Below are 23,962 nucleotides of genomic sequence, written 5' to 3' on the forward strand. Positions count from 1 at the left end.
CTTTTTCAGTTATTGTTCCACGTGGAACATTTGAATTTTTTCCTCTTCCTTCTGTCGCATTACACGACTTTCACTTTCAGATTTATCCTTATATCCGCAAAGATGAAGTAGGCCGTGAGCCATCACCCGAAGCAATTCGGTCTGGAATTCCTGGTCGAAATTCTGTGCATTTTCAACGACTCTTTCGGTGCTTATGTAGATGTCACCGCTAAGAAGATTTCCAGAAGTATAATCGAAACTGATAATATCGGTATAGGTGTCGTGATTTAAATAATCTACATTGATTTTGTGCAGATATTCATCGTCACAAAAAATATAGTTGATCTCACCTAATTCTTTAGCTTCTGAAGAAGTTATTCCCGCCAACCAGGCCTGGTATTTTTCCTCCCCTTCCAGTTGAAAGTCATTTTCTGAAAAAAAGTTAATCTTCTGTTCGCTCAAAATATTCTTTTACTTTGCGTTTATAATTTGGCCGCAAAGGTAAGATTTGTCTATTTAATATTTCGGTGGAATTGAAATATTCTTTAGCCTTAAGAAGTTGATCCTGGGAAGACTTGTTGAATTCCTCCAAATTCGTAGTTGCCTCTCTTCTATCGTCCTGCCCCTGTTGTTTTTCTGCCTCTTCAAATTTCAGCAATTCATGTTGTAAATCCTGAAAGTTCTCCAGTAAATCGGGATCAAAAGATTTCTCCAGAAGCTGCTCTTCCAACTGCTGCATTTTTCGTTCCAAATCCCCGGTTTTTTCTCCGCTGCCATCCTTCTTGTTGAGTTCTTCCAGACGCCTTCTTAATTCCTGTTGTTGCTTGTAAATTTCAAAGAGATCAGAATTCATTTGTTCTTCACCTCCACCTTCTTCTTTTGGTTTTCCTTCACCATGTTTTTCCAGGCCTTCCCTGAATTGTTCCTCCAATTCCTGTTGTTGCTGAATAATATCGGGCAGCTGAAATTCCTGTTCCCCTCCCTGCCCGGGATTCATATTCATTTGCTGCTGCATATTGCCAAGAATATTGCTTAGCAAATACGCGAGATTATTAGCCCCGGTAACTACGTATTGCTGACTGGCAGTTCCCTGCGGAACTTCATTATCAGAAAGCCTTTCAATCGCCTGCTCAAGGTCAAATTCTATATCGGTTAAATTCTTTGTAATCTCTTCATTGATGAAAGGATTCTTCATCGCCAGTGCATATAAACTATCGTCTATATGTTCAAAATGTTCCCGTAAAGTATTCTGTTGTCTCAGTGCAGCAGCATAAGCAGGGTTTTCTCTTCTCATCTCACGGAATTCCAATAATAGATCTTCCTGGTTGAAAGAAAAACTTACAAGATTATCAAGTATCTGTCGAAGGCTTCCAATGTCAGCCTCCAATTGCTGCATTGACTGCTGCTGGCTGCTTTGCTGCATTTTCTTTGACATTTCCTGCATTTGCTCACCGGCTTCCTTTTGATTTTCCCCGGCTTCCTTTTTCTTATCTTCCTGTAATTTTTGTTCAGCCTCCTGCATTTCTTTCTCTATGCTTTCTTCATCAATAGAATCGCGGCCAAGTTCTTTGGGCTCTTTTAAATCTTCATTATCCTTTTCCAGTTGATCCATCGCCTCCTTAAATTCCTGGAATTTCTCATTTATTTCCTGTTGTTTTTCAACTGAATTATTTTGTTCATCCAATCCTAAATCTTCCTGCTTTTTCCCAAGTTCATCAAGATCTCTGGCCAGTTTTTGAAGCTTTTCCTCTACATAATATCTTTTGGTAATCTCCAGCAACTGTTCAAGATTTCGTTCCCCGCTTTGGTTCTTTTTAGACAGTTCATCTAATTTCCTGCCCAGTTCTTCCTTTTCAAGTTTATTGGCTAATTCTTCAAGTTGCCTGAGCAATTCTTCCTGTTCTTTTAATTCTTTTTCATTTTTTTCAAGCCTTCTTTTTAGCTCCTGGTTGAGTTCCTTATTCTCGGGTTCGATGCGTTCTTCCTCAAAACTTTGTTTTAGCTTTTCAGAATAATTCTTCATTATTTCATTCTGCTGTTTTTGTCTTTCCAGAAAATCACGAAGCTTTTGACGCTGGTTATAATTAAGCTCCCCAGATTCTTTTTGAAACCTTGAAATTTCTCCTAATTGTTCCTCGGAAGTTTTCATTTTTTCCAGGCGTTCCTGAATTCCCTGAATCGATTCTCCCTGTCGCTGAAGATTTTCGGTTTCTACCTCGGCCCTGGTTTTTTTCCGATAAGAAAATACTTCAGAATCTTTATATTTCGCCCCGTTTACCCCGTCATTATCCCAAACCCTAAAATACACCTGATAGGCCTGCCCGGCTTCCACTTCAAGATTCCCGGGAAAATCCCGATAAAATTCGGCCAGAGAAGATTTTGAAACCGGAATTTTCACTTTATTTTCTCCTTCGGGATTGCTTTCAGGAAAATATCTCAATTCCAAAAGGCTAATCGCATAATCATCGCTTAATTTCCCGTAGAAATAAAGGCTTTCCCCGTCAAGACTATCTACTTTTTTAATTACCTCAATCTCAGGTCTTTCGTCTGGAATTACCGACAACAAATAGTTAACAGGTTCATAATCATCGATTTGTGAATTTGAAGCGCTTATGCTATAAGCGGCATCCCGATAAATATTCCGGCTATAGTCGAGGCTGTCGTATTCAACGGGCAGCTGCAACAGGCTATCCGAAAATTTTAAATGTAATTTTTGAGCATTTAAACTTTTAAACCGCCAGGTAATTTTAGTGCCTTCGGGAATTACTGCATTTCCCGTAGAATTTAAAACCTCATTCGTTCGGGCGGTATAAGCGGGATAATCAAGATGCATTTGCATGTCGAGGATCCTGGGAACTTTTACTACTTCTATTCGATTCTCCAGGCTAACATTATTGGCATTCAATTCAAAATCCAGGTCAGATTTAAGCCCGGTAAAATTATATTCAAATTTCCCCGTAGAAGTTTTTCGCATAAAATAATTCTGGCCCTTAAATTTAAGACTTATCTCTTCGGGAATCAGTTTTCCCATTGTTTCTACCTGAAGTAAAAACTCCTCCCCTTCTCTAACTTTAAGCTCATCGTTGAGAATTAAAAAAGAAAATACTGCAGGGGCTGTATATTCCTTATTGTAGTTGAAAAACCTTTCGGAAGGACCGGTTAAAAGACTGGCCTGGCCACTAAGTATAAAGGCCAAAATTAATATGATGGGGAATGCAGCGTATTTTATGTATTTCGAATTCTTTTTAAAATCGACTGCACGGGAAAATGGAATCGGCGATAATTCGGCCGATTTCTGTTCGATCCCGGCCAGGAGCAATTCGCTTTGTCTCGAATTTTCCCTGAGCTGAAGCAGGTTGGTCAATTTGTCGTTCACTTCAGGAAAGTGTGTACCAATAATTTCGGCAGCCCGGTGACGGCTTATACCTTCCCTTAGCTTAAATAATTCAAGTATGGGTTTGAGAATAAAAATTCCGAAGAGAAAAATTTCGACTATAAGAAATGACCAGAATAAAAGACTTCGGCCAGTGGTACCTAACCAAAGAAAATGTTCGATTAAGATATTCAGCAGAAAATAAAGCAGGCCTATGGCAAGAAAAAGAAGCATTCCTTTTATGAGACGGTTTAAATAGTACCGCCGCATAAAGGCTTCCAGCTTTTGTTCAATACGTTTAAACTCCCCCATTTTCCTTTTTCCACTAAAAGCCTAAAAATACGATAAAAAAGACAAAATTCAGGATGAGAGATTTTCGAGAGGGAATTCAGCAAAAATCGATTTCTGCGCTATAAATAAGCTTGTATCTTTGTGCCCTAAATCAAAATTTGATTATGACTGCTAAAGTAAGAGTTCGTTTTGCGCCAAGTCCTACAGGACCATTGCATATTGGAGGAGTTAGAACCGCTCTATACAACTACCTATTCGCAAAAAAACATAAGGGTGATTTTATTCTTCGCATAGAAGATACCGATCAAAACCGTTTTGTGGAAGGAGCCGAGGAATATATTAAAGAATCTTTGGAATGGTGCGGAATACCCTACGATGAAGGCCCGGGGAAAGAAGGAAAATTTGGTCCTTACCGCCAGAGTGAGCGAAAGGAAATCTATAAAAAATATGCCGATGCCCTCATCGAAAGCGGCAATGCCTATTATGCCTTCGATACAGCTGAAGCTTTGGATGAACACCGAAAACAACACGAAGAAAAAGGAAAAACCTTTATTTATAACTGGCATAATCGCTTAAAGCTCGATAATTCCCTTAGCCTGGAAAAAGAAGAGCTTCAAAATCGCCTGGAAAATGGTGAAGAATATGTGATTCGTTTTAAAGCACCTGAAGATGAAACCTTAAAACTAGAAGACGAAATACGGGGTGAAATGAGTATTGATACTTCGGTATTGGATGACAAGGTTTTGTTTAAAAGCGACGGGATGCCCACCTATCACCTGGCCAATATTGTTGATGATCATTTAATGGAAATCACTCACGTGATTCGTGGAGAGGAATGGTTGCCTTCATTGGCCCTGCACGTGTTGTTATATCGTGCATTTGGCTGGGAAGTGCCTAAATTTGCACACCTTCCATTAATTCTAAAGCCACAGGGAAAAGGAAAATTAAGCAAACGAGATGGGGATAAAATGGGCTTTCCGGTTTTTCCATTAGAATGGAAAGACCCAAAAAGCGGCGAAGTTTCCAGCGGATACAGAGAGGAAGGCTATTTTCCGGCAGCGGTGACCAATATGCTGGCATTTTTAGGCTGGAACCCGGGAACCGAACAGGAATTTTTTAAATTGAATGAACTGGTTGAGGCTTTCGAATTAAGCCGGGTTCAAAAAGCAGGTGCGAAATTCGATCCTGAAAAAACCAAATGGTTCCAGCAACATTATCTTCAGCAGGCAGATTTAGAGGTACTCACCGATAAATTTGTAGAGGTATTGGAAGATAAAAAAGTAACAGCTGAAAGAGATTTTGCCAAAGCGGTAGTTTCGCTTATGAAAGAGCGGGCGGTTTTTGTACAGGATATTTGGGAGCAGGGTTATTTCTTTTTTATAGGTCCTACCTCCTACGATCCCAAAAATGCGAAAAAAGCCTGGAAAGAGGATACCGCGAAATTAATGCTGGAGCTGGTAGAGTTGTATAAAAACCAGGAGGATTTTAAGGCTGAAGCGGTTCAGGAACGTACAAAAGCCTGGATTGGTGAAAAAGAAGTAGGCTTTGGAAAGGTAATGCAACCGCTACGTCTGGCCCTGGTTGGTTCCTTACAGGGACCCGATTTATTCGTAATTGCAGAATATATTGGCAAACAGGAAAGCAATGCGAGAATTCAAAAAGCGATTGAAGTACTGGGATAGAACCTGGATATATTAAAATAAAAAGCCTGTGACACAAATCACAGGCTTTTTTATGCGTTTTAAGCAACGATTTTCTATTTCGAGGAGACTATTACCCTTTTTACTCCAATAATCTTGGAAACAGCCTTTAAAATGATCGCTTTTTCGGCTATAGAACCCAACATACTTCCCATTATAGAAATTGGTGATAAGGCCGATTTGGTTTGAGCCATTTTTAATTTCATTTCCTCCCTGTCGATCTGGGTTTGAAGTTTTAAAATTTCAAGATCTCTGTCTACTTCTTCAAATGAACTGTACACTTTCATAATCTATTTTTTAAAAAAACTTCTGGAGAATTTGCGAAGAACGAGGCGTTCAAGGGGTTTTCTTCCGAAGATTAAAAATAATATCATCAAAAGAACATAGATACCGGCTACGATAAAATACCCTGCCGATGGCGAATCAAGAGCCTGGCTAATACTTATTGCCACAGCAACCGAAAGCAGGATTAATGCCAGAATAAAAAAAATAGCCAGAACAAGGCCAATTGCAACAGCAATTACACTTTTCGTGGCTACTTTAAAAAATTCGAGTTTATAATATTCAACATTGCTTTGCGCAAATGCCTGAATATTCTCGTTTAACTCATCTATGCTTTTTGATATTTTTTCAAATGCCATAAATTAAACTATACTACGGCTTTATCGGGTTTAGAACCTCCCTGGCCTTTGCCGCTTTTTTCCTCTTTGTGCAGTTTGGAATTTTGCTTGCGCAGTTCTTCCAGTTTATGCTCCATAGCTAATAGAATATCGTCGGCTTTATGGCTGGCAGATGAAAGAGTTTCTTCCAATCTTTCTTCAAAACTTGCACGGGCCTTTTTAGCTCTGTCACTTAGATTAGCCGAAGTTTCCTGATATTTTTTAGATAGATTATCCTGAGCCTTTCGGGCGTCATCCTGTAACTTCTTTCTGGTTTTCTCACCGCTCTCTGGTGCGTAAAGAAGACCGATTCCTGCTCCAATTGCAGCACCGGTAATAAGGGCCAACAATGTGCTTCCTGTATTTGCCATAATGAAATTTATTTTTATTAGTTAATGCAATCAAAGATACAAGATGCCTTGTTGCATCGCTGTTAATGAGCGGTTAATATGTTAAATTTCTTTACTAAAAATTTCTTAATACTATTTAAGTTTAGCCCAGGAATCACGCAATCCAACAGTGCGATTAAACACCAGCTTGTCTGAAGTAGAATCTTTATCCACACAAAAATAACCTATGCGTTGAAACTGAAATTTATCCTGTACTTCTGCATTGGCCAGCCCGGGTTCCAGGTATCCGGTAATTACCTGCAGGGAATCAGGATTTACAAATTCAAGGAAATCCTTTTCCTTATCCTTATCGGGTTCTGCTACGCTAAATAAGCGATCGTAAAGGCGAATTTCGGCTTCTATGGCGTGTTTTACCGAGACCCAGTGCAGGGTTCCCTTCACCTTTCTCATAGACTCCTCTGTACCGCTACCACTTCGGCTTTTAGGATCGTAAGTACAGTGAATCTCCTTGATTTCACCATTCTCATCCTTAACCACTTCTTCGCCTTTTATGATGTAAGCATTTTTTAATCGTACTTCTTTCCCCAGCGTTAACCTGAAAAATTTACGATTGGCCTCTTCTTTAAAATCTTCTTTTTCGATATAGATTTCTCTCGAAAACGGGATCTCTCTGCTTCCGGCCGACTCATCTTCCGGGTTATTCTCGGCTTCCAACCATTCTTCCTTATCTTCCGGATAGTTCGTAATAACCAGCTTCACAGGATCTAAAACAGCCATAACCCTCGGTGCCACTTTATTGAGATCTTCGCGGGCACAAAATTCCAGATGGGCCACATCTATGATATTTTCCCTTTTTCCAACTCCAATAGAATCGGCGAAATTTCTAATGGCACTGGGTGTATAACCTCTTCGTCTTAATCCTGAAATGGTGGGCATTCTGGGATCATCCCAGGATTTTACCACTCCCTTTTCAACCAGTTGCATCAGTTTTCGCTTGCTCACTACGGTATGGCTTAAATTTCTCCTGGCAAATTCGCGTTGTTTTGGAAGAAAATCTCCCGGCTTACTTACCTTTTCAACAAACCAGTTGTATAATTCTCTATGCGGAAGAAATTCAAGCGTACAAAAAGAGTGTGAAATACTTTCAATAAAATCGCTCTCCCCGTGGGCCCAGTCGTACATTGGATAAATCTTCCACTCGCCTTTGGTTCGGTGATGATCTTTATGCAAAACCCTGTACATCACAGGATCGCGCATCAACATATTGGGAGAAGCCATATTGATTTTGGCCCTTAAAACGTGGCCTTTTTCAGGAGTTTCCCCATTTTTCATCTGCTCGAAAAGTTCCAGATTTTCTTCTACTGACCGTTCCCTGTAAGGACTTGCTGTTCCGGCCTGGGTGGGTGTGCCCTTTTGAGCCGCAATTTCTTCGGAAGTTTGGGAGTCTACATAGGCATCTCCGTTTTTTATCATTTCAACAGCCCAGTCGTAGAGCTGTTGAAAATAATCTGAAGCATAGCATTCCTTTTCCCATTTAAACCCAAGCCATAGCACATCTTCTTTGATGGCATCAACAAACTCCTGTTCTTCTTTTATAGGATTGGTGTCATCAAACCTAAGATTAACCGGGGCATTATACTGCTCCCCCAATCCAAAATTTAAACATATCGAGGAGGCGTGACCAATATGCAGGTATCCGTTAGGTTCAGGAGGAAATCTGAATTTCAGCTCTTCCCTTTTATAATTAGCTTTAAGATCTTCTTCTATGATTTGCTCAATAAAGTTGAGCGATTTTTTGGTTTCCGACATAACTTCTTTCAAAATAAAGCGCAAAGTTACCAAAAATAAGATCGCCAGAAACACCCATTCCCGGCTAATAAGCTCTATTTTTCCCGCTCTGGCATTAGACCTATACCCCATAAAATTTCATTTAAGCTATCTTTGCCCAAAATGCAGTTATGGGAAGCATAAAACTTAAAAATATAAGAGTATTCGCTTATCACGGATGCCTGGTAGAAGAAGGCAAAATTGGCAGCGATTACAGAGTAGATTTAAAAATTAAAGGGGACTTATCGAATTCAGCCAAAAGCGATGAATTAAAGGATACTATAGATTATGTACATCTAAATCATATCGTCAAGGAAGAAATGGCGATTAGATCGAAACTTTTAGAAACAGTGGCCGAGCGGATTCTAAACCGGATTTTGGAGGAAATTCAACTGGTACAGCAGGTTAAGGTCGCGGTTTCTAAAATTAATCCACCTATTGGGGGAAATGTGGCTATGGTAACAGTAAGCCGCAGCAAATCCCGATAAAATTTTGGTTTCATAACCTAAAAATTTTATTACATTTGCCATCCAATTTACGGCATCGTGGCCGAGTGGCTAGGCAGAGGTCTGCAAAACCTTGTACAGCGGTTCGAATCCGCTCGATGCCTCCAAAAAGCTCCTTTTTTAAGGGGCTTTTTTTATGGATGAATTTTAATGAAAATTAAATGGTAAGTGGTTCTCTAGAGGCTTCGGGACGCTCTATTCAGTAAAAATAGCAGCTTATTCGGGTGCCTGCTGAAAGTCGTACTCGTTAAGGCTGTCACCCGGGGTAATGGTTTCAATCTGATCTTTGATATTGTTTACCTGGTCGGGAAAAAGGCCCTGGCTTATTAAGATTCCACCGAAGACGATAAGCATAATGCTTATTCCCTTTTTCATATAATAAATACGATTTGGAGTAAGCTTTCTATTAAGTTTTTTGGCCAGTAAAATTTTAAAAATATCGATTATGAGGTAGGTTATTAAAATGGTGCTGAAAAAAACTGTAATCCGGTTTGGCTCCATTTCGAGTTTGGGACCAAATACTATGATAAGGCCCAGCCAAAATCCCAAAACACCCACATTGATAAAATTTAATCCAAAACCTTTGGCAGCCAGACCAAAATAATCGCTTTTATTGAGTTTTCGAATTTCGGGAGTATCATCTTCCTGTTGCAAAACCCTTTTGGTTTGAATTAAACTCATAAGTCCGTAGGTGGCCAGAATAGCCCCTCCAAAGATGAATAAAGCAGGATCATCTTTTATCCTGGTAAGCAGTTTTGTAGTACTAAAATAAGCGATGAGAAGAAAGATAACGTCGGCTACAATAACTCCTAAATCGAAAGCAAAAGCAGCTCTGAATCCCTTAATTGCGGCGGTTTCCAGCAACACAAAAAATACAGGGCCCAGCAAAAATGCCAAAAAGAAACCCAGCGGGAGTGCTGCCAAAATATCCTGCATCATAATTGAGAATTATTCAAGCAAAGGTAGGATTTTAGTTCTTTTTGATAACCTTACCACCAAATAAGGTATCCTCTTCAATGTATTTCGGATTTCCGTATACGTTTACAGTGCCGCCGGCGCGAACTTTGGCAACTACCTCCCCGCTGGCAGAAATATCGCCAACGCCACCCGCGCTTATGCGTATATTGGTATCTATACTTAAATGATTTTTAGCGTAAAATTTTCCGCCTGTATTGATATTTACTTCCTGAATATCGCTTTCGCCTTCTATTTCTATAGTCGCACCGGTAGTGACATCGGCATTTAAAAGCTTCAGCTGAACCCGGGCAAAAATATCTGAAGCTTCCGAAGCATTTAAAGTTAATTCTTCCTGTTTTACTTCATTTTCAAAACGCACCGAAGCATTTTGACGGGCATCTAATACCTGGATTTTAGCATAATAAAGTTTAACTTCAGTATCATCTTCATCCCAGATATTATCGATGCTTACGCGAATTTTAAGTTCTCCGTCATCGATCTTAAATCTCACTTTCTCCCGGCTTTTTCCGGTGATTTCGGCCCGGTTGCTGTCACTCTCAATGAGTTTCACGCTTAAGCCGTTGTAAATTTTAACCCGGTTAAAATCTTCCAGCTCGTGAGTGGTGATTTGTGCGTTACCTACTGAAACACAAAAGATGAATAGTATCAGCAAAAAATTCTTCATAACTTCTCTAATCTTCCTTCTTCCCGTGCATATTGAAATCGAGGTGGCGCTTGGTAAGATCGGCATTTTTCACACTTACGTAAACCTCATCACCTAACTGATATACATTTTTGGTTTTTCTACCTACAACCGCATAATTTTCCTGGTCGAACTCGTAATGATCGTCGCTTAGGTCGCGTAAACGAATCATTCCCTCGCATTTATTCTCAATAATTTCAACGAATATTCCCCATTCGGTTACTCCTGAAATGACACCCAAAAACTCCTGGTCCTGGTGATCCTGCATAAATTTCACCTGCATATACTTGATGGAATCCCGCTCAGCATTGGTGGCCAGGTTTTCCATTTCACTACTATGGTGACATTTTTCTTCATATTCCTCTTCACTGGCGGTTTTTTCATCGTCTAAATACCGCTGAAGCAGCCTATGTACCATTACATCGGGATAACGCCTAATCGGGGAGGTAAAATGTGTATAATAATCAAAAGCCAGCCCGTAATGGCCTATATTTTCCGTGCCATAATAGGCCTTACTCATAGTTCTAATGGCCAGGGTATCAACAAGATTTTGTTCCTTTTTGCCCTGTACATTTACCAATAAATTATTTAAGCTACTACTTATTTTTTTCTTGTTGCTTAAGTTTAATTTGTGCCCAAATTTGGCAACAAGGCTGCCTAATGCTTCTAATTTAGAATCGTCGGGTTCATCGTGACAACGGTACACAAAGGTTTTTTTCTCTTCGGCTTTACCAATGTATTCGGCTACCTTTCTGTTGGCCAGAAGCATAAATTCTTCAATTAATTTATTGGCTTCTTTTTGAACCTTGAAGAAAACTCCAACAGGTTCGTTTTCTTCATCAAGATTAAATTTTACTTCCACCTTATCGAAAGAAATCGCTCCCTCGCGCATTCTAACCGAACGCATTTTTTTTGCGAGTCGGTTTAATTCCAGCACGGCACTTACGATCTCGTCCTGAACTTCATAAGCTCCCTCTCTAATCGAAATTTCTTCAGGAATTTTATTGCTTTCGGTTTCGATGATATGCTGAGCTTCTTCGTAGGCGAATCGCGCATCAGAATAGGTTACCGTTCTTCCAAACCACTGATTTTTAACCTTTGCATCCTTATCTAATTCAAATACTGCAGAGAAAGTGTACTTTTCTTCATTAGGCCTTAATGAACAGGCATTATTCGATAAAACCTCGGGTAACATGGGAACCACACGATCTACCAGGTAAACCGAAGTAGCCCTTTCATAGGCTTCCTCATCGAGTATAGTTCCGGGTTTTACGTAGTGTGAAACATCGGCAATATGAATACCAATTTCAAGATTTCCGTTTTCCAGCTTTTGGAAACTCAGGGCATCATCGAAATCTTTGGCATCGGCAGGATCTATGGTGAAGGTCAACACATCACGCATATCGCGGCGATTTTTGATTTCTTTTTCCTGAATCGAGGTATCCAGATTATTGGCAAAATCTTCAACTTCTGCAGGGAAATCGTGCGGAAGCCCATATTGAGCCAGGATTGAATGAATTTCGGTATGATGTTCGCCGGGAGTTCCCAGCACTTTTTTGATATTTCCGAAGGGTGAATCGGCTTTTTCGGGCCATTCTTCAAGTTCTACCACAACCTTATCCCCGTCTTTTGCATCGTTTAATTTATTGCCCTGTACGAAGATATCGGTATACATCTTGGGATCATCGATCACCACAAAACCAAATTCTTTCTTCAGTTGAAGAATCCCAACAAATTCATTGCGTTTTCGATTAATAATACGGGTTACTTCACCTTCAGATTTCTTATTTCTTCGCCTGTTGAAAACATAGATTTCAACCTCATCGCCATGAAAAGCAGTGTTGAGATTATTTTGCGAGATGAAAATATCGTCGTTTAAATCCTCAACCACCACATAGCCAAAGCCTTTGGTAGTCATATCGAGAATCCCGGTATAGTAATCTTTAGATGAATTTATCTTAAACTTACCTCTTTCAACCTCTTCAATCTGATTCTTGGCCGCCAGTTGGGCAAGTTTTCGAATAATATGATTGCGGCTGTTGGCATCATTAACGCCAAGTTTGGCAGCAATTTGTTTGTAATTAAATGTTTTCCCGGCCTCTTTTCTCATTATTCCTGTAATACTCCTGGCCAGATCTCCCTGCCCTGCAGGGTTCTTTTTTTTCTTCTGTTTACTCATTCTTTTGTAATAATGGATAAAATTACTGCATATAAGTTACAATAGATTAATTTGAGTGTAAAGTTTTGTTAAGCAGAATTTAAATGTGAAAATTTTAAGAAAATATACCCTGCGAAATGAATAAGGGAAAACCCCTAAAATTTGGTATAAAATTTGAAAATGTAAAAGTTATCTTAAAACATTCTTAAATTTGAATTAACTTTAAAATTGGCCTAAATAGCTAATTTTAGATTCTGAAAACCAGGGAGATGAAAAAATCGCAAAGCATATCACTTCTTTTTATCCTCATTTTTTTGTTGGGTATTTTAGGTACAATTGGGTATGTAAATCGTTCCTTAAACAAGAAATCTGAAATCGATTTGCATATCTCCCCGGTGCAGCAAATTAACAGGGCAGCTTTTCAGGTTTAAGTGCTATCTTTAAGTAACTCATTTTTAATACTATGAAAGAGTTCACTTTTCTGGCCAGCTTCACTTATCCCCACGAATACGCCGTATTGCGGCTGGTCTTTGACCAGGAAGGCATTAGATATTTGCTAAAAAATGATACTTTAATAGGCTTGCTACCTTTTTATTCCTACGCCCTGGGAGGAATAGATTTACTGGTTCACTTCGACGACTTTGAAAAAGCAAAAAAGATTTTCGATCGGTTTAATGAAGATCCAAATCATCTTCGCATCGTATAGTTGTTAACAAGCTTATTATTATTATTTATTTCTTCTTTTTTAAAAAATTAAAAATGATGGTGTATTATGGGCTGTTAATTTGTGCAATAAAATTCTGAAGCTTTATTTGTTAAATCCGATACTTGTATTCACTAACAACTTATTAACATTGCTTTAAATTTTTAAAGTCCTGATTCTCTAATGATTTTAAGACTTAGTTAACAATAGTTGAAAAAGAAATCTTAATAGCAGCGCTTGAAAACTTTCATAAAAATTCTTGTTTACAACCTGTTTTTGATTGCTCATAACTTTGCCAAAAATAACCCACTTATAATTTGAGTTATCCAGAAAAAAGTTGCTATTGAAATTTTACCCGTATAAAGCAAATCTCTTTTTTATTTAATCATCAAAGTTTATCCACATGTTTGTGTAAAACGCAATACCTTGAAAATTAAGTCACTTTAAAAAGTAATTAACAAGGCTGTTTATTACGGTTAATAACCCAATTTCTTAACTTTGTTCTCCTAAAACCCATATTATGAAAATCGCCATAGGAAACGATCACGCCGGTACCGAATACAAAAAAAAGGTAGTTGATTTGCTAAAAGAAAGAGGAATTGAAGTAACCAATTATGGTACTAACTCTAATGATAGCGTAGATTATCCCGATTTTGTGCATCCCGTAGCCAATGATGTTGAAAATTCAAAAGTAGATTTCGGTATTATTATTTGTGGCAGTGGGAATGGTGCAAATATGACCGCCAATAAGCACCAGGGTGTAAGATCGGCTTTATGCTGGACCAGTGAAATTACCAAACTTGCCAGAGAGCATAACAATGCCAATATTTTAAGTATTCCTGCCCGTTTTGTTTCAGAAAACCAGGCCCTGGATATGGTGAAGACCTTTTTAGAAACCCCTTTTGAAGGAGGCCGTCATCAAAACCGAATCGATAAAATCCCGGTGCAAAATTAATGTCACATAAGCATTCGCACTCTCACCACGATCATACCCATTATCACGGTCAATTAGCGGGACGTAATTTAATAATTACCATCCTCCTTAATACATTTATTACCCTGGCCCAGGTAATCGGTGGTTTTATAAGTGGGAGTCTCGCGCTGCTTTCTGATGCGCTGCATAACTTCAGCGATGTTATTTCGCTTGTGATAAGTTTAATAGCGCATAAACTGGCAAAAAAGGAAGCCAGTCTCAATAAAACCTTTGGATATAAAAGAGCCGAAATAATCGCTGCTTTTGTGAATGCCGCTTCTTTAATAGTGGTTGCCGTATGGCTCATTATAGAGGCGATTGATAGATTCAGAAACCCTAAAATTATAGATTCGGGCCTTGTGATCTGGCTGGCTGTTTTTGCGATTTTAGGCAATGGTTTCAGCGTGTTGCTATTGAAAAGAGATAGCAAGGTTAATATGAACCTTAAATCGGCTTATATTCACCTTTTTACCGATATGCTGGCCTCTGTGGCTGTGCTTGCCGGCGGATTATTGATGAAATACTACGAGATGTACTGGGTAGACTCGGCACTTACTTTAGCCATCGCTCTTTATCTTATAGTAGTTGGCTGGGATTTGCTTAAAAACTCAACCCGGGTGTTGATGCTCTTTACTCCTACCGATATCACTTTGGAAGAAATCGCCGAGAAAATTGCTGAAATTCCGGTTATTAACAACGTACATCACGTTCATGTTTGGCAATTGAATGAAGATGAGACCCACCTGGAAGCCCACGTAGACTTTAACGAAAATATCAACTTACAGGAATTCAATATTATTCGCGCTCAAATTGAGGAACTGGTTTATAAGGAATTCAACATCAACCACGTAAATATTCAACCCGAATTTGGACGCGACGGAAATAAAGATTTAATAGTACAGGACTAGATGCAGATAGAAATAAAAAAGTTTGAAGAACTTAATTTAGATGAATTATATAACATACTTCAGCTAAGGTCTGAAGTGTTCGTGGTAGAACAAAATTGCGTGTACCAGGATATCGATGGCAAAGACCGGGATGCCCTGCATATTTTAGGAAAAAAAGATGGAAAAATCATCGCCTATACCCGTTGTTTTGACAGCGGATATTACTTTGAGGCTGCTGCCATAGGCCGGGTGGTGGTAAAAATGAATCAGCGAAAATTTGGTTATGGGCATCGCATTATGATTGTTTCGATCGAAGCTATAAAAACCCATTTTAAAACTGAAAAAATCAAACTTTCGGCACAGCGCTATCTTACAGCCTTTTACGAAACGCACGGATTTCACCAAACCGGGGAACCTTACCTGGAAGATGGAATTCCGCATATCGCGATGGTGAATTATGCTATTTCAGAATAGTGGAATAACGAGTAGCATCGTTTAATACTTTTTGTGCCTCCTTTATTTCAGGATTATGCTGCACATAATATTCGTATAAACCTTCTTTATAAAAATATCGCTTGATGATCTCATCGGTTAATAAACTGGTGATTTCAGGTTTTTTATCTTCCAGTTCCTGTTTTTTATCGGCTTCAATTGCTGTTGAAATCTCCTTATAGCGCGGAAGCACCAATTGTTCCATCCCCTCATCTTTGGCTGTAGCCAGTAATTTTTCCAATTCCTTTTCAGTATTGGTTTGGTAGGTGAAATCTATCTTCTGAAGATATGTTTTAAAGTCATTCCAGTTAGCTTCAGTGAACTGAAAATTTTCAGGTTTTTGTAGCTCATTTTTATAGTAATAATCAGTAGCAAAATCAAAAATAGCATCCTGTACCAACAAGGCTGTGGTAATCTCAGAATAAGCTGAAGTCTCCAGTTTTATATCGGGTTCAATGCCGCCTCCGTCAAATACCTTTCTACCGTTTCGGGTAGAGAATTCAGTAAAAGATTCATTTTTTAGGGCATTTCCTTCCTTATCCCTGTTGCGGTAATTTAAAGCCTGAATACACCTTCCGCTGGGAGTATAATATCTGGAAATTGTGATTTTTAACTGGGTGCCATAAGCCAGCTCTTTGGGTCTTTGCACCAAACCTTTTCCGAAGCTTCTCGCACCAATAACCACTCCCCTGTCTAAATCCTGCACCGCTCCGGCCACGATTTCACTGGCCGAGGCACTTCTTCCGTTCAGCAGCACAGTTAACGGGATTTTACTGTCTATCGGCTCTTTTTGAGTGAAATATTCCTTGTTGTATTTATCGATGACCGATTTTGTGGTAGTGATAAGTTCTCCCTTGGGAATAAAAATATTGCTCACATTTATCGCCTCTCCCAGCAATCCGCCCGGGTTACCTCTTAAATCCAGAATGATCTTATCGGCTCCCTGATTTTTTAAATCTTTTAAAGCCCTGGCCACTTCGCTGGAAGCTTTGGCGTTGAATCGCGAAAGTACAATATAGCCGCTGTTATCGTCCAGCAGGCGGTAAAATGGAACAGCTTTCAGGTTTACAGAACCACGGGTTAAAGTGGTGGTTTTAATGTCGCCCTGCCTTTGGTATTTTATTTCAACCGGGCTGTTGGCAGCTCCATTAAGCAATTCTCCCGCATCTTCCTGAAAATCTTCAACACGTATCCCTCCAATCTCCAGAAGTTCATCTCCGGGCTTTAAACCGGCCTTGTCGGCAGGATAATCTTTATAGGTTTCCAGGATGGTAAGTTTATCCTTTCCTGCTTTCACCGCAGCTCCAATGCCGGTATATTCTCCCGAGTTGTTAATTCTTGCAGCCTCAACATCCTGCTCGTTCCAATAGTTGGTGTAAGGATCCAAATCGGCCAGCATAGATTGGATAGCGGTATCCATTAGCTCTGCAGGGTTGGTTTCCTCTACATAGTTCATATTGATCTCCTTGAACAAAGTGGTGAAGATTTCAATTTGCTTGGCGATCTCGAAAAAATCGCTGCGGTAGGTGGTGCTTCCCATCACTAAGAAGGCTCCAGTTATTAGTACAAATCCGGCTTTTAAAACTCTATTTTTCATCGCTCGTTTCCTTTTCATTAAAATTTTTAAAAATATGCCGAATGCATTTTTCCAACTGTGAATAACTGCTTTCTTCCCTGGAAATATAAATAAACATTAAGGCGTATGACTTATTGATTTCATTGTCAACAAGGTACTTATTTTTTCGGTAAATTTCGCGCATCAGGCGCTTGATTCTGTTTCTTTTAACGGCTGTTTTTATCAGTTTTTTCGGAACCGATACCGCAACCTGAAACTGACTTTCTCCAGCCTGCTCCAATGGAAGATAAACCAGCTTAAGCGGAAATTTCTTTAACTGCCTGCCCTCGGTGAACAGCCGGTCTATGATAATTTTACTCTTGAGTTTTTCTTTTTTTCCGAAGCTTTGATCCATAGCTCAAAAGTAACCAAAATTAAGCCGTGTCTTTTGGCTGAAGGCCATAAAAAAGCCTCCCTGCAGAGGAAGGCTTTTTGAAAAATGTTGAAAATGTATTATTCTGAAGTATTTTCAGCTTCATAAACATTATCCTCGCGGTTAACATCGGCCATCATCTGCGAAGGATCGATCTCAATTTTTGCAATTTCAGAAAGCGGGATATCCAGGCTCATTTCATAAGTTGGATAGGCCCAGGCCCAATCTTCCAAAATTTTCTTTGAGTCATCTGCCAATGGTTTTTCCCATCGCATCATTCTCAGCGGGATATAATAAAGGCTGGTCTCTCCTCCTGTGGTGGTCACCTCTACCTCTACCGGCATTGGCATAAGCCCGTTTCGCTGTAATTTAACTTTTGTTCCCTGGTTTTCTTCGGAAACTTCAGCGATAGCATAGTCGATTTTATTGGTGGTTTGAGTCCAATCCATTAAATACCAATCCAGTTCTGCTCCCGAAACTTTTTCGGCTACACGAATAAAGTCATTTGGAGTGGGATGTTTAAATTTCCAGTCGTGGTAATATCTTTTTAAGGTTTTTTGAAGGTTTTCTTCCCCGATGATGTAACCTAACTGAGCCAAAAATACAGCTCCCTTAGAATAAGCTGAAGCACCATAAGCCCCATTTAGCGCAAACCTGTCGGCGTGGGTACTCTGCGGCTGCTCCACTCCCGAATTGGCCAGGGCCAGGTAGCTGCGGTAAGAACCAGAATGTGGATTTTCAGAATTTTGATCCATCACTTCATTCATCGCCAGGCTCGAGATATAGGTGGTAAAACCTTCATCCATCCATTCGTGTTTGCTCTCGTTGGTAGCCATTAAATGCTGAAACCAGGCGTGAGCGAGTTCGTGGGCTGTTACTCCTACAAGGCTACCAAAACTGCGCTCTCCGGTGATTAGGGTTAACATGGCGTATTCCATTCCGCCGTCACCGCCCTGCACTACGGTATATTGATCCCAGGGATAGGGGCCTATATGCTCATTGAAAAACACCAGGAGATCTTCGGTTTTCTGCTGAAGATTTTTCCAGTTTTCTTTGATCTCTTCATTGTCTTTGTAAAAGAAATGAAGCACTGTACCATCGCTGGCGGTTCGTTTATCGTGAATATATTCAGGATCTGCAGCCCAAGTGAAATCGTGCACCTGTGGAGCTACGAAATGCCAGGTATGTTTTTGACCTTTTGCAGGCTTTACCTTTACGCCTTCATCTTCGTAACCGTGACCAATCTCATTAGGGTTTTGAAGATAGCCAGTGCTGGCTACGGTATAATTTTTATCGATGCTTAGTTTTACATCAAAATCACCCCATACGCCGTGAAATTCTCTGCCAATGTAGGCATCGGCGTGCCAGCCTTCAAAATCGTATTCGGCGAGTTTAGGAAACCACTGGCTCATAGAAAGTGCCACGCCTTCAGAAGAATTTCTTCCCGATCTTCTAATTTGCTCAGGCACCTGCCCCTCGAAATCCAACTTGAAGGTGGTTTTCGTTCCGGGTAAAATAGGTTTATCGAGTTCAACTTCTAAAACAGTTCCCGAAACTTTATTTTCAAGAGCTTTTCCATCCTGTGTGAGATTGGAAATCTTTAAGTATCCCTGCTGCTCGGGGCTAAGTTTTGAGATTCTGTCACCCACTCTCCTATCGGGATCCTGTATGGTTCTTGAGCGAATATCCATCTCAGAATCGGGCTGAAAAGCATTGAAATAAAGATGATAAAATACCCGGTAAAGCGTATCTGGAGAGTTATTGGTATATACCAATTCCTGTTTTCCCGTATACCGGAAATTTTCAACGTTCATATCGACTTCCATCGTATAATCTACGTGCTGTTGCCAGTAGGAAGTATTGTTTTGAGCAAAACCCAATCCTGAAATTAAAAGGCTTAGGCTTAAGATGATTTTCTTCATAAGTAAGTTTTATTATTTGGTCTGTGAAGCTAAAATTAAGGCGTTATAGAGATTTACCATTTTACCTGAAGTAGAAAGTTCAGCAAAATCCTTTACCTGGCTTTGCTCTTCTCCTACTCTAACTCTGGCCTTAACCGGTAATCCGCTATTCATAATTACCTGTTTTACCTGGGCGGCGGTTAATTTTGGATAAAATGATCTTATAATGGCTGCAACCCCGCTTACCGCCGGTGCTGCCATAGAAGTTCCCTGTAGATATTCGTATTCGTTATTTGGTGTGGTAGACCAGATTTTGGTGCCGGGTGCAAAAACATCCACGTTTCTAATTCCGTAGTTTGAAAATCCGGCTACAAGACCAGATCCATACTCATAATTTAAAGCTCCTACGGTTAGGAAATTATCCACGAATTCTTCAGGATTATCGGGATTCTGGTCGTTTGGATAAACGCGTTTTACCTCTAAATCGGTACTTTCATTTCCGGCTGCATTAACGATAAGCACATCATTTTCGGCGGCATAGCGAATCGCATCTTCCACCCATTCAGGATTTGGAGAAAAATATTTTCCGAAGCTGGTATTGATGATGCTGGCACCATTGTCTACGGCATAACGTATGGCGAGGGCGATATCTTTATCGTATTCGTCTCCATCGGGTACGGCTCTAAGCGTCATGATAGCTACATTGTTTGCCACTCCTTTAATCCCGATATTGTTATCGCGATTGGCCGCAATAATCCCCGCCACGTGGGTCCCGTGTTTTAAATCTTCTTTATCTGAAGAAGGTCCCATCACATTAGGATTTCCGTAGTCGGTATCATTGATGTCATAGGGATCGTCACCAACTATGGCTCTCCCGTCGAGCTCCATATTAAAATGGGAATCCAGTCTATCCTGGTAGTACTCGATGGCCTCATCGAGCTCGGCTAAGGCTTCAGGAATATTTTCATTTACATTATCCTGAATTTGCTGCAGCATCGCCTTATACTGCATAAGTTGCTGATTGTCGGTTTGTAGGGCCGATAAATCTTCTTTGGTGTAATCTTCGGTTCCCAATTGTGAACTTACTGCCGCGTGGGCATTGACCAATTGTTGCTTGATTTGCTGATATTGATTGATATTCTGCGTGGTTTCAGAATATTCCTTTTCATACTCGGCTTTGGCTTCCTGGTAATAGATATATTCAGCTCTATCTGCAGTAGAGATCGAACTGGCAGGTTTGTTTTCATATTTTGGGCGCAGGCGCTTGTAAATACGGGTATATTCCATATTTTCTTTTACCGCATCACCCAGAAAATTCCAGCCGTGTATATCGTCTACATAACCGTTGTTATCATCGTCTTTTCCGTTATTCGGAATTTCATTCGGGTTCCTCCAAATACTGCCCTGCAGGTCTTCGTGCTCTATATCTACCCCGCTGTCTATCACCGCGACGATAACCCGTTTTCCTTTTTGATTTTTAATGATTTCAGTATAGGCCTTATCCACACTCATTCCCGGGATGGTGTCCGCAATCAAATCGGCTCCCCCCCAACCCTTAAGCTGGGTTTCAGAAAGGTCACTGATTTTTAAAGGGATAGAATCTATATTCGAAATTGGGGTGGAAACAATAGTGGGTGCACTACTGCTACAGGCCGAAAGCAAGACCGCAAAAGCAGCCGCGGCCAGGGGACGATAAAAAGGTATTTTCATAGCTTGTTTTTAATTGAATAACTCGTTAAAGGTATAGGTTTTATCATATCTGGGACCTTTCTCTGTATTTTTCAGACTTATGATCTCGTTATGCGCATCGTGTTCCATAAACAGGAAATATTCTTCTTCTATTGCCTTCTGAAGAAATTTTTCTTTTTCTGAAAGCGTTAATAATGGGCGGGTATCATAACCCATTACATAAGGCAAAGGCACGTGGCCTGCGGTAGGCAAAAGATCGGCCATAAACACCAGCTTTTTGCCTTTGTAGGTAATATGCGGAATCATTTGTTTATCGGTATGCCCGTCTACAAACAGTACGTCAAAACCTAAATTTTCAGCATTTACCTTTTGCTCTCCATTTTTACGATCAATAAAATTCAACTGGCCGCTCTCCTGCATAGGCAAGATATTTTCTTTTAAAAAAGAAGCTTTTTCGCGGGCGTTGGGTTTGGTGGCCCATTCCCAGTGCTCCTTATTGCTCCAGAAGCGGGCATTGTTGAAGGCCGGTTCAAATCCGCTGCGGTCTTTGTTCCATTGAATGCTTCCACCGCAATGGTCAAAATGCAAATGAGTAAGGAAAACATCGGTGATATCATCTCGATGAAATCCGGCTTTTTTTAAAGATTTATCAAGCGAATGATCTCCCCAGCGGTAATAGTAACTGAAGAATTTTTCGTCTTGCTTATCTCCCAAACCATTATCGATTAGAATGAGCTTGTCGCCATCTTCAATGAGAAGGCAGCGGGCTGCGATATCTATCATATTATTTGAATCGGCCGGGTTGGTTCGTTGCCAGAGGCTTTTGGGGACTACCCCAAACATAGCTCCGCCGTCGAGTTTAAAATTCCCGGCTTCAATAGGATATAATTTCATGAATTACAAAATTTTTGCGGGTATGCAAATTAATAAATGCCGGGAAGAAAACCGAGTTTATTTATGATCCACTAAAAAAATCACTTTTTCATCGGGTAAAATGTCATCCCTGTAATGAAAGGGACGGGTACTTCCCTGTTGGTTTTTAATCACCAAGGGTAAAATTTCTCCATTTGTGCTTCGATGATTTTTAACCCACTCCCGCGTAGAAATTTCTTCTTCGATAAGTTCTTCAGTTTCTCTGAAATTCCCGGTATTTAGGCGATGAATCCAGGGATCGGGGTCGGTTTTGTTGGCAAACATAGAGGAAGCGCCCACGGGGTCCAGCAGGTCTACATCGGCACCATCTTTACTGGGAGCAACCAACACATATTTATTGGGTACGTAAAAGAATTCATCGGCCTGCCTGGCGGCCAGCAGGTTGATTTCGCTGTTTCCGGTAAGGGCGATAAAAGTCGATTTTTCAGCTGCTTTGGCCTCTTCCATGGTTTCTTCCTTTAAAATATTTCCGTGCAAGGCTTTAAAACCTTCTTTTTGGGCAGCATTTACAAAATCCCGGTTGGCATCGACAAGAGTGATATCGGTATCGCCTTTGAGTTTATTGGCCAGGTAAATCCCCAGCGGATTAGCCCCCAGAATGAGATAACCCTGCCTGGATTCCTGGTGAATTAATTCTCCTCTTTTTTTCAGCCAGTTGGTAGTCCAGGTTAAAAATACGGGCACGGTAAGCGTGGTGAGTATGGCCATAAATACAAGAATGGAAAAAATTTCAGCAGTGATAATTCCCATTTGCAGGCCAATTCCTGCAATAATAATTTCAACGGCGCCACGGCCATTCATCCCGGTTCCCACGGTAATTCCTTCGCGCCAGCCATAACCGCTGGGAAGGTAGAATAATGCGGTTCCCAGGATTTTCCCCAGCATAGCTACTCCAATCACCGCTACCAGTAGTATTAAATCGGTTTGAAAAACATCGAGGGTTACGTTAAACCCGGCAGTCACAAAGAAAATAGGGGCCAAAAAACCTATCGAGATATCGTGAAAAATATTGGTTACCTCTTTTGAAATTTGTCGGTTAAAAACCCCGTCTCTAATGAATAGCCCCGCCATAAATGCTCCTAAAATACTGTGAAGCCCTGCCATTTCTGCCAGTTCTGAAAACAGAAAAACAATGATGAGAATAAGGGTGAAATGCATGGTGCGGCTTTTCACATCCATTTTGGTGAGATACCTGCCAAGTAAAGGCATCAGGTAAATCCCGGCGAGCACAGTCGCAGCAAAGAAAAGTATGGCTTTAGTAGCTACCCAGGCTATGCTCAGGGTATCAATATTTCCTGCATCTACATAACTAATAATTCCAGCAAAAATCACCAGGGCCAGGGTATCTGAAATAAGGGCACCGGCCATAAGCACGTAGGCAATTCGGGTATTGAGCAATTTTAAATCGACCAGAATGCGGCTTTTTGTTGCCAGGGAGGTGACCCCCACGGCAATAGCGACGAAAACCGCCGCGATTTGAGTTCCCCCAAACCAGATTATGGTATAATAACCCAGGGCAAAAGGCACGATAAACCCACCTACTGCCGCTAATAACCCGGCCCAACTGGCCTTGCCCAGGTCTCTGAAATTAATTTCCAGGCCTATATATACCATAAGCAAAATGATTCCCACCTCGGCAAGCACATTGAGCATTTCTGAAGTTTCCATAAGCCCAAATACGGCAGGACCCAAAACTATCCCTATGACCAGCTCTCCCAAAATCGCAGGATAACCAAAACGTTTCGCTGCCGAACCTCCTATCCAGGCGGCTATTAAGATGATGAGAATGTTTAAAATATTGAGTTCTTCCATAGTGAAGTGGTGGTTAGCAGCCGTAAAATAGGTTTTATTTGAATTTCAACAAAATTAAGACTGCGATTAGCCCGCCATAAC

At 40.4% G+C, this 23,962-nt stretch carries 22 protein-coding genes and 1 tRNA gene; 8 read left to right on the forward strand and 15 right to left on the reverse strand.

Annotated elements, in window-relative coordinates:
- Positions 1–9: 9 nt before the first annotated feature.
- Together ybeY and ACW6QP_RS00950 are read right to left on the reverse strand one after the other, a co-directional pair.
- The gene (ybeY, locus tag ACW6QP_RS00945) at positions 10–441 is read right to left on the reverse strand and encodes an rRNA maturation RNase YbeY (RefSeq protein ID WP_457908959.1); all 432 of its coding nucleotides are present in this window, start codon (positions 439–441) and stop codon (positions 10–12) included.
- A complete protein-coding gene (locus ACW6QP_RS00950; RefSeq protein WP_457908960.1) occupies positions 422–3,664 on the reverse strand; it encodes a DUF4175 family protein in 3,243 nt (1,080 codons plus the stop codon). Before ACW6QP_RS00950 ends, ybeY begins: the two co-directional genes overlap by 20 nt.
- A 143-nt stretch (positions 3,665–3,807) precedes the next feature.
- Between ACW6QP_RS00950 and gltX the strand changes: the two genes are divergently transcribed.
- Positions 3,808–5,325 carry a glutamate--tRNA ligase gene (gltX, locus tag ACW6QP_RS00955; RefSeq protein WP_457908961.1) on the forward strand — a complete coding sequence of 506 codons (1,518 nt, stop codon included), beginning with the start codon at positions 3,808–3,810 and terminating at the stop codon, positions 5,323–5,325.
- A gap of 74 nt (positions 5,326–5,399) precedes the next feature.
- Here the strand turns inward: gltX and ACW6QP_RS00960 are convergent, their stop codons facing one another.
- The 4 genes from ACW6QP_RS00960 to ACW6QP_RS00975 form a co-directional block, all read right to left on the reverse strand.
- Positions 5,400–5,630 (reverse strand): DUF6327 family protein, encoded by a 231-nt coding sequence (locus ACW6QP_RS00960; protein WP_457908962.1) that lies wholly within the window; start codon positions 5,628–5,630, stop codon positions 5,400–5,402.
- A gap of 3 nt (positions 5,631–5,633) precedes the next feature.
- Positions 5,634–5,984: a phage holin family protein gene (locus tag ACW6QP_RS00965; RefSeq protein WP_457908963.1), complete on the reverse strand. Its 351-nt coding sequence runs from the start codon at positions 5,982–5,984 to the stop codon at positions 5,634–5,636.
- An 8-nt stretch (positions 5,985–5,992) separates the two neighbouring features.
- Entirely contained in the window at positions 5,993–6,373 is a 381-nt protein-coding gene (locus ACW6QP_RS00970) for a YtxH domain-containing protein (protein ID WP_457908964.1), read from the reverse strand.
- Positions 6,374–6,484: 111 nt separating this feature from the next.
- A complete protein-coding gene (locus ACW6QP_RS00975) occupies positions 6,485–8,161 on the reverse strand; it encodes a glutamine--tRNA ligase/YqeY domain fusion protein (RefSeq protein WP_457909410.1) in 1,677 nt (558 codons plus the stop codon).
- Positions 8,162–8,310: 149 nt separating this feature from the next.
- Here ACW6QP_RS00975 and folB point away from each other — a divergent pair, with 149 nt between their 5' ends.
- Together folB and ACW6QP_RS00985 are read left to right on the forward strand one after the other, a co-directional pair.
- Positions 8,311–8,667, forward strand: a complete 357-nt coding sequence (folB, locus tag ACW6QP_RS00980) for a dihydroneopterin aldolase (RefSeq protein WP_457908965.1) — start codon at positions 8,311–8,313, stop codon at positions 8,665–8,667.
- 51 nt (positions 8,668–8,718) lie between these two features.
- Positions 8,719–8,792 (forward strand) — tRNA-Cys (locus ACW6QP_RS00985).
- A 109-nt stretch (positions 8,793–8,901) separates the two neighbouring features.
- Here the strand turns inward: ACW6QP_RS00985 and ACW6QP_RS00990 are convergent.
- Genes ACW6QP_RS00990 through rnr form a run of 3 tightly spaced genes read right to left on the reverse strand, consistent with a single transcriptional unit; the run spans position 8,902 to position 12,524 of the window.
- Entirely contained in the window at positions 8,902–9,624 is a 723-nt protein-coding gene (locus tag ACW6QP_RS00990; protein ID WP_457908966.1) for a LysE family translocator, read from the reverse strand.
- Between the two features lie 31 nt (positions 9,625–9,655).
- A complete protein-coding gene (locus ACW6QP_RS00995) occupies positions 9,656–10,327 on the reverse strand; it encodes a head GIN domain-containing protein (protein WP_457908967.1) in 672 nt (223 codons plus the stop codon).
- 7 nt (positions 10,328–10,334) lie between these two features.
- On the reverse strand, positions 10,335–12,524 hold the full coding sequence (rnr, locus tag ACW6QP_RS01000; protein WP_457908968.1) for a ribonuclease R: 2,190 nt from the start codon (positions 12,522–12,524) through the stop codon (positions 10,335–10,337).
- 248 nt (positions 12,525–12,772) lie between these two features.
- Here rnr and ACW6QP_RS01005 point away from each other — a divergent pair, with 248 nt between their 5' ends.
- The 5 genes from ACW6QP_RS01005 (at position 12,773) to ACW6QP_RS01025 (ending at position 15,540) form a co-directional block, all read left to right on the forward strand.
- On the forward strand, positions 12,773–12,934 hold the full coding sequence (locus tag ACW6QP_RS01005; RefSeq protein ID WP_457908969.1) for a hypothetical protein: 162 nt from the start codon (positions 12,773–12,775) through the stop codon (positions 12,932–12,934).
- 32 nt (positions 12,935–12,966) lie between these two features.
- Complete coding sequence (locus tag ACW6QP_RS01010; protein WP_457908970.1) at positions 12,967–13,209, forward strand: DUF2007 domain-containing protein; 243 nt, start codon at positions 12,967–12,969, stop codon at positions 13,207–13,209.
- Between the two features lie 517 nt (positions 13,210–13,726).
- Positions 13,727–14,161: a ribose 5-phosphate isomerase B gene (gene rpiB, locus ACW6QP_RS01015; protein WP_457908971.1), complete on the forward strand. Its 435-nt coding sequence runs from the start codon at positions 13,727–13,729 to the stop codon at positions 14,159–14,161.
- Entirely contained in the window at positions 14,161–15,087 is a 927-nt protein-coding gene (locus tag ACW6QP_RS01020) for a cation diffusion facilitator family transporter (protein ID WP_457908972.1), read from the forward strand. The genes rpiB and ACW6QP_RS01020 overlap by 1 nt, the downstream gene beginning before the upstream one ends.
- Positions 15,088–15,540 carry a GNAT family N-acetyltransferase gene (locus ACW6QP_RS01025; RefSeq protein WP_457908973.1) on the forward strand — a complete coding sequence of 151 codons (453 nt, stop codon included), beginning with the start codon at positions 15,088–15,090 and terminating at the stop codon, positions 15,538–15,540.
- On the opposite strand, the gene ACW6QP_RS01030 is transcribed toward ACW6QP_RS01025, so the two are convergent.
- From ACW6QP_RS01030 to ACW6QP_RS01055, 6 genes are all read right to left on the reverse strand, one after another.
- Positions 15,527–17,155 (reverse strand): S41 family peptidase, encoded by a 1,629-nt coding sequence (locus tag ACW6QP_RS01030; RefSeq protein ID WP_457909411.1) that lies wholly within the window; start codon positions 17,153–17,155, stop codon positions 15,527–15,529. The genes ACW6QP_RS01025 and ACW6QP_RS01030 overlap by 14 nt on opposite strands.
- Entirely contained in the window at positions 17,145–17,528 is a 384-nt protein-coding gene (gene rnpA / locus ACW6QP_RS01035; RefSeq protein ID WP_457908974.1) for a ribonuclease P protein component, read from the reverse strand. Before rnpA ends, ACW6QP_RS01030 begins: the two co-directional genes overlap by 11 nt.
- A gap of 98 nt (positions 17,529–17,626) precedes the next feature.
- Positions 17,627–19,468 (reverse strand): M1 family metallopeptidase, encoded by a 1,842-nt coding sequence (locus ACW6QP_RS01040; RefSeq protein WP_457908975.1) that lies wholly within the window; start codon positions 19,466–19,468, stop codon positions 17,627–17,629.
- A gap of 12 nt (positions 19,469–19,480) precedes the next feature.
- Positions 19,481–21,157: a S8 family serine peptidase gene (locus ACW6QP_RS01045; protein ID WP_457908976.1), complete on the reverse strand. Its 1,677-nt coding sequence runs from the start codon at positions 21,155–21,157 to the stop codon at positions 19,481–19,483.
- Positions 21,158–21,166: 9 nt separating this feature from the next.
- A complete protein-coding gene (locus ACW6QP_RS01050; RefSeq protein WP_457908977.1) occupies positions 21,167–22,030 on the reverse strand; it encodes an MBL fold metallo-hydrolase in 864 nt (287 codons plus the stop codon).
- Between the two features lie 57 nt (positions 22,031–22,087).
- The gene (locus ACW6QP_RS01055; RefSeq protein WP_457908978.1) at positions 22,088–23,881 is read right to left on the reverse strand and encodes a cation:proton antiporter; all 1,794 of its coding nucleotides are present in this window, start codon (positions 23,879–23,881) and stop codon (positions 22,088–22,090) included.
- Between the last annotated feature and the right edge of the window lie 81 nt (positions 23,882–23,962).

This window comes from Salegentibacter haimaensis, assembly GCF_054121495.1.